The organism is Kitasatospora sp. NPDC094028, from assembly GCF_049543595.1.
Taxonomy (GTDB): domain Bacteria; phylum Actinomycetota; class Actinomycetes; order Streptomycetales; family Streptomycetaceae; genus Kitasatospora.
The window spans coordinates 96,750-109,870 of sequence record NZ_JBMVFA010000031.1 but is presented as its reverse complement, the minus strand read 5'-3'; the positions used below and the strand labels follow the sequence as shown (position 1 = coordinate 109,870).

Genomic DNA, 13,121 nt, shown 5'->3' with positions numbered 1-13,121 from the left:
CGAGAGATGTGGTTCGCAGCCCTGTTGCACGCGCGCAGCGTCGCAGCGAGCGCGTCCGCCTGGAACGGCGACGGCTCCAGCTTCACCCGGACAACGATCTTCACGCGAAGGAACGTAGTTCACGCAAAATCGAACGATCAAATCGGGAGGTCAGAGCACGTGGAAGAGAACTCCGCCGCTTCGCGGCTCCGATCCAAGGAGCCGATTCCTCCCAGGGCTGAAGCCCCGGGCTTCCTCGGCAGAATCAGGTGAAGAAAGGCGGTTAGCGCGCCATGGCACTTCCCGACCATGACAGCTCGGTCGGCCACTCCTTCGGCCTGGAGTTCGACGGCGTGGTGATCCGGCAGATCAGCGAGGTGACCGGCCTGAAGATGGAACAGGACGTCATCGAGCTCAAGCAGAACACGGCGGACGGCAAGTACCTGATCAAGAAGCTCCCGGGCCGCCCGAAGGCGGGCGAGGTGACGCTGACCCGCGGTCTGACCGCCGACAACAGCTTCGAGAAGTGGATCAAGGACTCCCGCTTCGGCAAGATGTCGCAGGTCCGCAAGGGCGGCGCGATCATCGTCTTCGACTACGAGGGCAACGCGATCAAGCGCTACAACCTGGTCAACGCCTGGCCGAAGAGCCTGGAGATCGGCTCCCTCAAGGCCGGCGACACCAGCGTGCTGACCGAGAAGATCGTCATCACGTACGAACAGATGGAAGTCGGGTGAGGCCCTGATGCGACGGCAGATGGCCCCGGCCGCCGTCCCGCCGGACGCGGCCCCGGGGGCTTCCGCGGGGGCCGCGGGTCCGCCCGCGGAAGGCCGGCGGCGGGAACCCATGCGCACCGAGTTCGCCTTCGAGCTGCCCCGCGGGTACCTGGACGAGTCCGGCCAGGTGCACCGCGCGGGCGTGATGCGGCTGGCCACCGCGCGGGACGAACTGGTGCCGCTGCGGGACGACCGGGTGCGGGACAACCCCGCCTACCTCTCGGTGGTGCTGCTCGGACGGGTGGTCACCCGGATCGGGGACGTCACCGACGTGCACGCGGGCGTCATCGAGGACCTGTTCGCCTCCGACCTCGCGTTCCTCCAGGACTTCTACCGCCGGATCAACGCCGAGGGCCACACCCGGGCCCAGGTCACCTGCCCGTCCTGCGCCTGCGACTTCGCGGTCGACCTCTCCGGCGGCCGCCTGGGGGAATCGTGACGTACGCGACCGAGCGGTTGTACGAGGAGGTCGCGTACGTCGCCTACCACTTCCACTGGCCGCTGGACTCCATCCTCGACCTGGAACACCCCGAACGCCTCCGCTACCTCGCCCAGATCGGCCGGCTGAACGCGCTGGCCGAGGGGCGGTGAGCGGCGGGTGTGGGGGTGGCTGAAGGGGTGGAAGGCGGCTGCGCGGGGCCCGGAACCCGCCGCGCCGTCCGCCGTGCCGCCCGTCGCGCCACCGGTCGCCTCACCGGTCGGGCGGGAGCCGCGGCACGGCTGGCGGGAGGTGCCGGTGCAACGGCTCACCTTCGGCGCGCCGTCGCTGATCACGGATCCGACGGGCTTCCGGGGCGGGCTGGTGAGCTGGCAGGACCCGTCGTTCCTCGGGCCGCTCGGACACCTCGTGCACGCGTCGGCGCCGGGCGGGACGGGGTACGGGCTGGCGGAGCCGGTGGGGGCGGCGCCCTGGGCGGCCGCCGCGCCGGAGGGCGGCTCGGCGGCGGGGCCCGCGCCGTCGCCGTCGCCGACCGGTACGCCCGGCACGGTCGTGCGTCCGGCCGGTGGAGAGGGGACTCCCGCGAGCCCGTCGCCTTCGGTGCAGCGCGAGTCGGCCGGTGCGCCGGAGGTCGTCGTGCCGTTGGCCGGCGCCCGGCCCGTTCCCGGGGGTTCAACGGCGGTGGCTGATCGGTCGGCCGCGGTGACGCCGGTCCCGGGGGGTACTCCCGAGGCGGTCGTGCCGGCGGCGCCGCGCTCCGGCATGACCGTGGTCGCCCGGACCGTCGAGCCGCCGGTCAGAACCCTTCCGGCGGCCCCGCTGCGCCCGGTCGTCCAGCGTGCGAGCCGGCCGGCGCCCGAAGCCCCCGACCGGACGGCGGAGGATCCGAGCGCGTCGCCCGCCGCGGAGGCCGCGGAGACGGCCGAGGCGCCTGCTCCGCCGGCGGTGGGGGAACGGCCGCTCCTCGGCGATCGCCCGGTGGTCCCGTCCTCTTCCGCGCCGCTTCAGCGAGTTGAGGGCCCGGTCGGGGCCGAGCCACCGTCCCGGCCCCGGTTGGGGCTGGGCGCACCGCTGTCATCGCCGCCGGGCGTGCAGCGGTCGACGGGACCGCTGCCGTCGCCGCCGCCCGCCCCCCGGCGGGCCGCCAGGGTCGGCGCGCCGCTCGATGCTCTCCCACCCACCGGGCAGCGGGCCGAGCAGGCTGGTCCGGTCGGCCCGCCGGCAGGGTCGCCGGGGCCGACACCGGAGCCCAGCGAGTCCCGGGCCGGGGAGACGGTCACGCCCGTGCAGCGTTCGGTCTCCCCGCCCCCGGAGACTGTGGCGCCGCTGCTGGGCGACGCGCCGCTCGTCACGCAGGCGTCGCGCAGCGGGGACGTCCCGGCGCAGGAGACCGGCGCCTCCGTGAGCACTCCGCTTCCGCCGCCGGCTGCCGTGGCGAGCCGTCCGGTCGAGCGGGCCCCTGCTCCGCCCCTGCCTGTGCAACGCGTGGAACCGATGGAGCCCGAGTTCGTCGGTGTCGTCGACCCGGGCGTGAGCGCCGCGCCGCCCGGGGCCGGCCACACCGGCCTGCTGGGCGACCACGGGCTGGAACTCCGGTCCGCGCCGACCCCGAGGGCGGCCGGGCCGGGCGAGCAGGCGCGGACCGCCGAACCCGCCTCCGAACCGAGCGTGGTGCCGGTGGTCTGGGCGCCCCAGGTGGACGTCGCACCCACCGGGGAGGTGCGTCGGCAGGCCGGGTCGGCCTCCGTCCAGCGGTCCACCGCCGGGGGCCGGGCGGCCCCGGCCTCCTCCGGCGGACGGCTCGCGCCTCGGCCGCTCACCGGGCGGCACCAGCCGGTGCTGCCCCTGCAAGGCCTGAGTGCGCCGTACCAGGCCTCCCGTGCGGTACCCGTGCGGGACTCGGCCGTTCAGCGGTCGGCCCCCGTGGCCCGGCCCGGAGGCGCCCCGGCCGACGCCGGAACGGTCGCCGTGGCGGCGGGCATCGCGCAGCGGATACCGGACGGATCGGTGCTCTTCGCTCCGCCGACACCGTTGCCCGTAGGGGCTGGGACGGAGCTGCCGGTCCAGCGCACGGCGTCGCCCCCGACGTCCGAACCGTACGCCGGGCCGCACTCCCCGCCTCAGGCCGATCCGCCGGCGGGGCCATCGGCCGGGCCACCCGTCCAGCGCGCGGAGTCACCCCCGTCACCCGCGCCCCCACTCCCGCCCGCCGCCCCGTCCGAGAGCACCGACGAACTCGTCCGCCGCCTCATCGACCCGCTCGGCCGCCTGCTGCGGGCCGAGCTCCGCCTGGACCGCGAGCGCGCCGGCCGGCGCTTCGACACCCACTACTGAAGGGAGGGCACGCGATGGCCGACGAAGACCCGGCGGTGAGCGTCTGCTTCATCGTCGAGATCGACGACTTCAAGCTCGGCACCTTCAACAGCTGCGAGGGCCTGGGCTGCGAGGTGGTGATGGAGCAGCGCGAGGAGGGCGGGAACAACGGCTACGTCTGGCAGCTCCCGTCCCGCATCAAGTACTCGAACATCAAGCTCAGCCGCCCGGTCACCAAGGACACCGAGAAGGTCACCCGGTGGATCGCCGGCATGGTGTCCGGGGTGACGCGCAAGACCGGTCACATCAGCGCGATGACCGCGGACGGCCGGGTGGTGGCCCGGTGGAGCCTGCTGGACGTGGTGCCGGTCCGCTGGCAGGGCCCGTCGCTGAACCCGGAGACCGCCAAGGTCGCGATCGAGACGCTGGAGATCGCGCACCACGGGTTCCTCGATCCGGACCGGGCCTGAGGGGAGTCGACGGTGTCCTCCTCGCCCATCGCCTTCTCCGCCGGGGCGGCCCACGGCGGACCGGCCGGCGCCCGGCCGAAGCTGGAGCACGCCTACCTCGAACTGCGTCACCCGCCCGCGGACGGTGGCACGACGACGCCCGGGCCCCGGCTCGACAAGATCGACTTCCAGTTCAACCCCAAGGAGCTCGCCCTCGCCAAGTCCGCGAAGTGGGAGCGCAAGACCTCCAAGGGCGCGCGGAAGGCGGGGCCGGTCGAGTTCACCGGTGCCGAGCCCAGCAAGCTGACGCTGGAGATGTTCTTCGACGCCACCGCCCACCAGGACGACCGGGTGGTCAGGGCCGTGGAGCAGCTGTTCTCCTGCTGCGTGCCGACGGCGCAGAGCCACGGCAAGCACCAGCCGGTGCCGCCCTGGGTGATCTTCCACTGGGGCGGGCTGACCGGCTTCCTCTCCTACATCAGTCAGGTCCAGGCGAAATACACCCTGTTCACCGCCGGCGGCCTGCCGATCCGCGCCGTCTGCCAGGTGACCCTGGAGGAGATCAGCGGCGAACTCCCCGGCCAGAACCCGTCCTCGGGCGCCCTCGCCGCGCGGCGGGTGCACCGGGTGGTCGCCGGGGACACCCTCGCGCTGCTGGCCTGGCGCGAGTACGGGGATCCGGCCGGCTGGCGCGAGATCGCCGAGGCCAACGGCATCGACGACCCGATGCGGCTGCGGCCGGGCACCGAGCTGCTGCTGCCCGGGCCGGAAGAGCTCGCACACCGAGGAGGGCACTGACCATGGCCGGCGAGGGCTTCGCCAACACGCTCACCGTCGAGGTCGACGGCCGGCCGCTCGCGCCGCCGGTCGCCGAACTCCTGGTCTCCGCCCACGTGGACGAGAGCCGCCGGCTGCCCGGCCTGTTCGTGCTGCGCTTTCGCGACCCGCACCACCTGGTGCTCGGCAAGACGGGCCTGACCATCGGCACCCCCGTCAAACTCTTCGCCCGCTCCGGGGACGACCCGGTGCGCGAGCTGCTGCTCTCCGGCGAGGTCACCGCGCTGGAGGTGGACGCGGACGCCACCGGGACCTTCACGGTCGTCCGCGGTTTCGACCACGCCCACCGGCTGCTGCGCGGGCGCCGGGTGGCCGGCTACCGGCAGATGACGGTCTCGGACATCGTCACCGCCGTCGCCCGCCGGGCCGGTCTGCCGGTGGGCACGGTGGACGCCACCACCACGGTCTACCAGCACGTCGCCCAACCCGGGCTCACCGACTGGGAGTTCCTGAACCGGCTGGCCGTGCGGACGGGATCCGAGGTGGCCGTGGTCGACGGCAGGTTCCACTTCCGCCGCCCGACCCCGGCCGCCGGCGCGCCGGACCCGGCCACGCCCGTGCGGTCCAGCCCGTTCGTCCTGGAGCTCGGCCGCAACCTGCTGCGCTGCAACGCCGTCGTCACCTCGGCCGACCAGGTGCGGGAGGTCGAGGTGCGCGGCTGGGACGTCCAGGCCAAGCGGGCGGTGGTCGCCCACGCGCCGGCCGGCGGCAGTGACCTGCTCTCCCTCGGGCTGACCCCGCGCAAGGTGGCCGAACCCTTCGGCGAGGCCGCCTTCCTGGCCACGGACGTCCCGTACGCGGCGCAGCCGGAGGCCGACCACGCCGCCCGGTCGCTGGCCGCCGATCTCGCCGCCTCGTTCGCGGAGCTGTCGGCGGTGGCGATGGGCATCCCGAAGCTGCGGGCCGGCAGCGCGGTGGCCCTGGCCAACATCGGGGCGCCGTTCGAGGGCAAGTACACCGTCACCGCCGCCCGGCACGTCTTCGACCCGGCGGTCGGCTACCAGACCTGGATCACCGTCAGCGGCCGCACCGACCGCTCGCTGCTCGGCCTCACCGCCGGCGGGCAGCCGTCGCGCGACCGGGTGGCCGGGCTGGCCAACGCCACCGTGACGGACACCCGGGACCCGGAGCACCAGGGCCGGGTCAGGCTCGCCTTCCCGTGGCTCTCGGACGACTACGTCAGCGACTGGGTCCGGACCGCGCAGCTCGGCGGCAAGGGCGGCGGCGGGGTGTTCGGCCCTGAGGTGGGGGACGAGGTGCTGGTCGGCTTCGAGCAGGGGCTGATCGACCGCCCGTACGTCGTCGGTGGCCTCTACAACGGCGAGGACCGGCCGTCCCGGCACGACGTCGAGCTGGTGGACGGGACGAGCGGCGCGGTCAACCGCCGCTCGCTGGTGTCCCGCGGCGGCCACCGGCTGGAGCTGCTGGACGCGTCCGCCGGGCCCAAGGGCGTCCGGGTGGCCACCGGTGACGGCAAGCTCACCCTGCACCTGGACGCGAAGGGCACCACGATCGTGGTGCACAGCGACGGCTCGGTGGAGATCGACGCCGGGCGGCAGGTGACCGTCAAGGCCGCCCAGGGCGTCAGCGTGGACGCCGGGCAGGGGACGCTCGAACTCGCCGGCGACGCGGTGCGGGTGACGGCCCGCAGCGGTGTCCAGCTGGACGGCGGCGCGGGCGCGGTGAAGCTCCGGACGCAGGGGCAGGTGGACGTCAGGGGCACGACGGTCGGGGTGTCCGGGTCCGCCAGTACCGAGATCAAGGGCGGGGCGACCTGCTCGATCAGCGCCGCCCTCGTCAAGATCAACTAGCCCGCCGAAGCAACACCCGCCGAACGACCGCCCGCCCAAGCAACGCCCGCCGAACGACCGCCCGCCGAACGACCGCCCGCCGAAGGAATGGAGTGTCACCGATGCCACCTGCCGCCAGGGTAGGCGACCCGACCGGGCACCCGGGCGTGCTCGCCCCGCCCGGTGTCCCGACCGTCCTGATCGGCGGGCAGCCGGCGGCCGTGGTCGGCACCCCGCACGTCTGCTCCTTCCCGCCGCCCGCCGTCCACCCGCCGAACGCGGTCGCCCCGCCCGGCTGCCCGACCGTGCTGATCGGCGGCCTGCCCGCGGCCCGCCTCGGCGACCTCTGCGCCTGCGGCGCGCCGATCACCGCCGGCTGCCCGACCGTCCTGATCGGCGGGTGAGCGCCGCGATGGGACAGCAGTTCATCGGCGCCGGCTGGGCCTTCCCCGTCCGCACCGACCCGACCGGATCGATCGCCCTGGTCACCCAGGAGCGGGAGATCGAGGAGAGCATCCGCCTGATCCTCTCCACCGCGCCGGGCGAGCGGCCGATGCGCCCGCTCTTCGGCTGCGCGATCCACGACCACGTCTTCGCCCCGGCCGACAGCGCCACCGCCGGCCTGCTCGCCTACGAGGTGCGGCTCTCCCTGGAACGCTGGGAGCCGCGGATCGACCTGGAGGACGTGACCGTCGGCTTCGACGCCGTCGACTCGGGCACCCTCTACATCGACATCCGCTACGCCCTGCGCGGCACCAACGACCCGCGCAACCTGGTCTTCCCGTTCTACGTCATCCCCGCCCACACCCCCGACGAGCCGGGGGGATCCTGATGCCGCTGCCCCAGCCCAACCTGGACGACCGCCGCTTCCAGGACCTGGTGGACGAGGCCAAGCGGCTGGTCCAGCAACGCTGCCCGGAGTGGAGCGACCACAACGTCTCCGACCCGGGCGTGACCCTCATCGAGGCCTTCGCCCAGATGGTCGACCAGCTGATCTACCGGCTCAACCGGGTCCCGGACAAGAACCACCTCGCCTTCCTCGACCTGATCGGGGTCCGGCTGCTGCCGCCCGCCGCCGCCCGCACCGACGTCACCTTCTGGCTCTCCGCCCCGCAGCCGCGGGCCGTCGCGGTCCACGCCGGGACGGAGGTGGCCACCGTGCGGACCGCCACCGAGGAGGCGGTGGTCTTCTCCACCGAACGCGAACTCTCCATCGAGCCCTGCGCGTTGGCGCACCTGGCGACCTCCTCGCAGGGCGCGGCCCCGGCCGACCGGGACGCCGAACTCGCCGCCGGCCGCGGCACCCCCTGCTTCGCCGCCACCCCGCTCCCCGGCGACGCGCTGCTCTTCGGGCTCTCCGGGGCGGTGCCGCACTGCCTGGTGGCCCTGCGCCTGGAGTTCCCGGTCAGCGGGCACGGCATCAACCCCGACCACCCGCCGCTGGCCTGGGAGGCCTGGACCGGGGACGGCTGGACCGGCTGCGGCGTCCACCGCGACACCACCGGCGGCTTCAACCGGCCCGGCGACGTGATCCTCCAACTGCCGCCCGACCACACCGCCTCGGTGGAGGCCCGGCACCGGGCCGGCTGGCTGCGCTGCCGGATCACCGCCCCCGTCCCCGGCCGGCCGTCGTACTCCACCGCGCCGGTACTGATCTCGGCCGAGGCGTTCACGGTCGGTGCGACCACGGTCGCCGTCCACGCCGAGCACGTCCGGGACGAGGCCCTCGGCCGCTCGGAGGGGCTGCCGGGGCAGAGCTTCACCGTCGCCCGGCCTCCCGTGGTCGCCGGCGGCGAGCCGGTCACGGTCGAGGTCACCACCCCGACCGGGGTGGAGGAGTGGCGGGAGGTGGAGCACTTCGGCCGCTCGACCCCCGAGGACCGCCACGTCCGGCTCGACCGCAGCACCGGCGAACTCACCTTCGGCCCGGCGCTGCGCGAACCGGACGGGACGCTCCGGCAGTACGGCGCGGTGCCGCCCGAGGGCGCGCCGATCCGGATCCGCTCGTACCGCACGGGCGGCGGCCGCCGGGGCAACCTGGCCCGGGGCGCGCTCGCCGTCCTGCGCAGCTCCGTCCCGTACGTGGCCCGGGTGGAGAACCCGCGTCCGGCGGAGGGCGGCGTGGACGGCGAGGACGTCGAGGGCGCCCGGCTGCGCGGTCCGATCGTGCTGCGCACGCGGGGCCGGGCGGTGACCGCCGAGGACTACGAGGAGCTGGCCCGCGAGGCCGCACCCGCCGTCGGCCGGGTGCGCTGCGTGGCCGACGAGGAGGGGCCGGACGCGGGCGGGGTCCGGGTGCTGCTCGTGCCGGCCGCCGCCGACGACGGCGAGGGCCGGCTCTCGTTCGGTCAACTCGCCTGCTCTCCGGAGCTGTTGGAGCAGGTCACCGGCTACCTGGACGAACGCAGACTGCTCGGCGCGCGCCTGCTCGTCGAGCCGCCGCACTACCAGGGCGTCACGGTCGTCGCGTCCCTGCGGGCCAGACCGCGCAGCTCGCCCGGCCGGCTCCAGCGCGCCGCCCTGGCCGCGCTGCACCGGTACCTCAACCCGCTCACCGGCGGACCGGACGGCACGGGCTGGCCGTTCGGCCGTCCGCTGCACTCCGGCGAGGTGTTCGCCGTGCTGCAGCGACTGCCCGACGTCGAACTGGTCGAGAGCGTCCGGCTCTTCCCCGCCGACCCGGAGCGCGGCCACCGCGGCGAGGCCACCGACCGGATCCGGCTCGCCCCGCACGCCCTGGTGTTCTCGTACGAACACCAGGTGCGGGTCGTGGCGGAGTGAGGGCCGATGGCCGCACAGCCGCACGGACGGGGGCTCGTCCCCGGCCTGCCCTCCCGCCACCCGCTCGGGGCCCAGCTGCCGGGCGTCTACGCGGCGGACGGCGACGACCGGCAGGACAACGCGTTCCTCCAGCAGTTCACCGGTGCGCTGGACGAGGTGCTCGCCCCGATCCTCTGCGCCCTGGACAACCTGGCCGCCTACTTCGACCCGCGGCTCGCACCGCCGGACTTCCTGGCGTACCTGGCCCAGTGGGTGGGGGCGTCGACCGGGCCGGAGCTGCCGCTGGACCGGCTGCGGGCCGCCGTCGCCCACGCGGCCCCGCTGCACGCCGTACGGGGCACCCGTGCCGGGCTGGCCGCACAGGTGCGGCTGGCGTTCGGGGCGGAGCCGGAGATCGAGGAGAGCGGCGGCGCGCGGTGGTCGGTGCGGCCGCAGGCGCCGCTGCCGGGGGTGCCGGAGCCACGGCTGCTGGTGCGGCTGCGGGTGGCGGACCCGGCGGCGGTGGACCTGCGGGCGCTGCGCGAGCTGGTGGCCGCCAACCGGCCGGCGCACCTGCCGTTCACGGTCGAGGTCGTCCGGGCGGCGGGGCCCGGGACGGCCGGGGAGGCTTCAGGGGAGGGGCACGATGACGACGTGTGAGAACTGCGGGCACCCGTGCGCGCGGGGCGAGGACTTCTGCGGCAGCTGCGGGGCCTACCTGTCGTGGGAGGAGGAGCCCGCCGCCGAGGAGAAGCCGCCCGCGGCGCCTACGCCGCCCTCGTCGTCCGGCCCGCCGGCGCCCGCGGTGACGGCCGTGGCGACGCCCTCGGTGACGCCGCCGGTCATCCCCCCGCGGCCGACCGGTCCGCCGAAGGCCGGTCCGCGGCGGGCCGATTCGGGGCGGGCCGATCCGCCGGAGGCCGTAGCGTCCCGGACGGACCCGCCGGAGGCCGTCACGCCCCGGGCCGATCCGCCGAAGCCCGTTCAGCCGAAGACCGTCCGGCCGGGCGAGGAGGCCCCGCCGCCCCCGCCGCGCCCGGCCGAGCCGGAGGAGCGCGAGCCGATCGCCCCGGGCGACCTGATCTGCGGCCGGTGCGGCACGGGCAACGTGCCGAGCCGCCGCTACTGCCGCCGGTGCGGGGGCCTGCTGGCGGACGCCCGGGTCGCGCCGAAGCCGCCGTGGTGGCGGCGGCCGTTCATCCGCCGCCCCAAGGCCGGGCCGGTCGTCGGCGACCGCCCCCGCGTCCGCCGTCCGCGCCGTCCGCGGTTCGTCGTGCCGCTGGTGCTGCTGGTCCTGCTCGGTGCCGGGGGCTACACCTTCCGCGACGAGCTGGCGTCCGGAGTGGAGGTGGTCCGGGACCGGTTCGCCAAGCCGCAGCAGATCCACCCGACCGCCGTCCGGGCGTCCAGCGAGGACCCGGCGCACCCGGCGGCGCTCGCCGTCGACGGGACGACGGACCGGTACTGGGCGCCCGCCCGGCCGGGGAACGGGATCGGCGAGTTCCTGGAGATGGACTTCCCGGGCCCGTTCCGCCTGCTCGACCTCGTCGTCCACCCCGGGATCTCGCCCAGCGCCGAACAGTTCCTCACCCAGGCCCGCCCGCAGCGGCTCACCGTCACCCTGACCGGCTCGGACGGCAAGGTCACCACCCGGACCGTCAGTCCGGCCGACTCCCCGGGGGAGCAGCGCTTCCATCTCGCCGTCAGCGGCGTGGTGCGGATCAGGCTGACGATCGACGGTGCCTACGGAGCCGGTCCGGACCGGCGCGTCGCCATCGCGGAGGTGGAGTTCTTCGAGCGGCCGTGACCCCGCGCCGCCGGAACCGCCGCGGCGTCGGCGTCGGCGGCCGGAAGGCCGAGCGAGAGCAGCATCCGCGCGTGGCCCTTGCGGCTCCGCTCGGCGGCCGCGGTGTCACCGCTCCGCTCGTGGGCGGCGATCAGGGTCTGCCAGGCGTCGTCCCGGAACGGGTCGATCTGGACGCTGCGCGCCGCCGCCTGCGCGCCGCCGAGCGGCCGGTCGCGGGCGAGTTCGAGTCTGGCGAGGACCAGCGCCGCCTCGGCCGCCGCCCGCTGGTAGTGCTCCCTGCGATCCACGACCCACTCCGCCGGGCCGTCCTCGGGCAGCAGTTCCCCGGTGTACGCCTCCAGGGCGGAGCGCAGGGCCCGCGCCGCCGCGTCCGGGCGGCCCGCCGTCTCGGCCCGCAGCCCCTCGGCCAGCGCGGTCTCGAACCGGCGCAGGTCACAGCTGCCGTCCGGGGGCAGGCGCAGCAGGTACGCCTCGCCGGAGCGCACCAGCAACTGCGAGCCGCCGCGCGTGATGCCGGGCTCCAGGAACCTGCGCAGCGCGGAGACCGCGACGTGCAGGCAGCGGGCCGCGGTCTCCGGCGGGCGCTCGGGCCAGAGCGCCTCGGTCAGCAACTCCCGGTGGACCGGCTGGCCGGGGTGGATCGCCAGCATCCGTAACAGCGCCCGGGCCCGCGGGCGGATCGTCGTCCAGTCCAACTCGCGCTCGCCCAGGGTGAGTTCGAAGCAGCCGAAGCAGCGCAGCGACCACGGCTCCGGGGCGGCCGGGAGCGCGCGCACGGGTGCGGGTGCCGTCGCCGGCGTCTCGGGGCGGAGCCGGGCGCGCTCCCGCCCGTCGCCGCCGGTCCGTGCGGATCGACGGTGCAGCAGGTGGTCGCGGAGCAGCGGGCCCCAGTGGAAGCTGCAGTCGGAGTGCTCGCGCCGGAGCAGCCCGCGCTCGTCCGCGAGCACGTCGAGCGTCCAGGCGCTGTCCGAGCCGCCGACCAGCGCGTCGCACCGCGCGGCGTCCAACCGGGGCAGCGGGCTGACCTGTTCCAGGAACCGCACCAGCCGCTCCGGCAGCGGCCGGAGCACCTCACGCTCCAGGTAGGTGCGGGTGAGCGAGCCGACCACGGTGGCGAGCGGCGGGGCCGCGCCCGTGGCGGTGGGGTGCAGCAGCGCCGGGTGCAGCAGCCGCAGCGCCGCGGGCCAGCCCTGGGTGAGCGCCTCCACCTCGGCCACCCGGCGGCCGGAGAGCCGGCTGCCGTACACCTCGTGGAGCAGGCGACCGACCTCGTCGGCCCGCAGCCGCAGGTCGGCCGGCCCCAGGACGGTGCTCGCGGCCAGCTCCCAGCGGGTGAGGTTGAACAGCGGCAGCCGCTGACCGGCCAGCAGCAGGCGGAGGTTGGGCGGTGCGAGCAGCGCGATCTCCTCCAGCACCGACTCCGCCTCGGCGCCGTGGATCAGGTGCAGGTCGTCGACCACCAGCAGCACCTGCTCCGGCCGCCGTTCCACCCGCTGGAGCAGGCGCGCGACGGTGGCGGGCTCGCCGGCCCCGCCGAGCTCGCGGTGGACGGCGGACAGCAGTGCCGCGGCTCCGGTCGTGCCGCGCGAGGGGCGCCAGCGCACCACCTCGCCCCGGAACCGTTCCAGGTGCTGCGCCAGCAGCGTCGTCTTCCCGTAGCCGGCGGGCGCCACGAGCAGCGTCAGGGAGCCGGGCGCGGAGCGGTCGAGCAGGTCCAGGAGATGGTCCCTGGTCAGCCAGGAGGGTCGTACGGATTCCCCGGGGATGCCCGGGTTTTCGGCAGGGCGGACGTGCATCGCCGGTCAGCTCCCCCCGTAGCGGTAGGGCGACGATTATGATCACTCAGTGTGATCGCTTGGTAGAGTACTGGATACCGACCACGATGTCCCCGGATATGTCGGGCTGCGATCAACCGTTATGGGAGCGTGCCGGAACCGGGCGGTGGCGGACGGCGGCCGTGGGCGGGCGGGA

13 protein-coding genes are annotated in these 13,121 nt (G+C 75.3%); 12 read left to right on the top strand and 1 reads right to left on the bottom strand.

Features of this window, described 5'->3' with window-relative positions; translation table 11 throughout:
* Positions 1–272: 272 nt before the first annotated feature.
* The 12 genes from ACPC54_RS33020 to ACPC54_RS32965 all read left to right on the top strand — a co-directional run bounded on the left by ACPC54_RS33020 (position 273) and on the right by ACPC54_RS32965 (position 11,150).
* Complete coding sequence (locus tag ACPC54_RS33020; protein ID WP_498970119.1) at positions 273–716, top strand: phage tail protein; 444 nt, start codon at positions 273–275, stop codon at positions 714–716.
* A gap of 7 nt (positions 717–723) precedes the next feature.
* Positions 724–1,194, top strand: coding sequence for a hypothetical protein (locus ACPC54_RS33015; RefSeq protein WP_498970118.1), 471 nt, complete (start codon positions 724–726; stop codon positions 1,192–1,194).
* Positions 1,191–1,346, top strand: a complete 156-nt coding sequence (locus ACPC54_RS33010) for a DUF6760 family protein (RefSeq protein ID WP_167352912.1) — start codon at positions 1,191–1,193, stop codon at positions 1,344–1,346. Before ACPC54_RS33015 ends, ACPC54_RS33010 begins: the two co-directional genes overlap by 4 nt.
* Positions 1,347–2,688: 1,342 nt before the next feature.
* Positions 2,689–3,528 (top strand): hypothetical protein, encoded by an 840-nt coding sequence (locus tag ACPC54_RS33005; RefSeq protein ID WP_498970117.1) that lies wholly within the window; start codon positions 2,689–2,691, stop codon positions 3,526–3,528.
* Between the two features lie 14 nt (positions 3,529–3,542).
* Positions 3,543–3,977, top strand: coding sequence for a phage tail protein (locus ACPC54_RS33000; protein ID WP_498970116.1), 435 nt, complete (start codon positions 3,543–3,545; stop codon positions 3,975–3,977).
* A 12-nt stretch (positions 3,978–3,989) separates the two neighbouring features.
* Positions 3,990–4,754, top strand: coding sequence for a CIS tube protein (locus ACPC54_RS32995; RefSeq protein WP_498970115.1), 765 nt, complete (start codon positions 3,990–3,992; stop codon positions 4,752–4,754).
* A gap of 2 nt (positions 4,755–4,756) precedes the next feature.
* The gene (locus ACPC54_RS32990) at positions 4,757–6,604 is read left to right on the top strand and encodes a VgrG-related protein (protein ID WP_498970114.1); all 1,848 of its coding nucleotides are present in this window, start codon (positions 4,757–4,759) and stop codon (positions 6,602–6,604) included.
* 101 nt (positions 6,605–6,705) lie between these two features.
* Positions 6,706–6,987: a PAAR domain-containing protein gene (locus tag ACPC54_RS32985; RefSeq protein ID WP_498970113.1), complete on the top strand. Its 282-nt coding sequence runs from the start codon at positions 6,706–6,708 to the stop codon at positions 6,985–6,987.
* A gap of 8 nt (positions 6,988–6,995) precedes the next feature.
* Positions 6,996–7,415 (top strand): GPW/gp25 family protein, encoded by a 420-nt coding sequence (locus tag ACPC54_RS32980; protein ID WP_498970112.1) that lies wholly within the window; start codon positions 6,996–6,998, stop codon positions 7,413–7,415.
* Entirely contained in the window at positions 7,415–9,364 is a 1,950-nt protein-coding gene (locus tag ACPC54_RS32975; RefSeq protein ID WP_498970111.1) for a putative baseplate assembly protein, read from the top strand. Before ACPC54_RS32980 ends, ACPC54_RS32975 begins: the two co-directional genes overlap by 1 nt.
* A 6-nt stretch (positions 9,365–9,370) precedes the next feature.
* Complete coding sequence (locus ACPC54_RS32970; protein ID WP_498970110.1) at positions 9,371–10,003, top strand: phage tail protein; 633 nt, start codon at positions 9,371–9,373, stop codon at positions 10,001–10,003.
* Positions 9,990–11,150 (top strand): discoidin domain-containing protein, encoded by a 1,161-nt coding sequence (locus ACPC54_RS32965; protein WP_498970109.1) that lies wholly within the window; start codon positions 9,990–9,992, stop codon positions 11,148–11,150. The genes ACPC54_RS32970 and ACPC54_RS32965 overlap by 14 nt, the downstream gene beginning before the upstream one ends.
* On the opposite strand, the gene ACPC54_RS32960 is transcribed toward ACPC54_RS32965, so the two are convergent.
* Entirely contained in the window at positions 11,087–12,946 is a 1,860-nt protein-coding gene (locus ACPC54_RS32960; RefSeq protein ID WP_498970108.1) for an AfsR/SARP family transcriptional regulator, read from the bottom strand. The genes ACPC54_RS32965 and ACPC54_RS32960 overlap by 64 nt on opposite strands.
* Between the last annotated feature and the right edge of the window lie 175 nt (positions 12,947–13,121).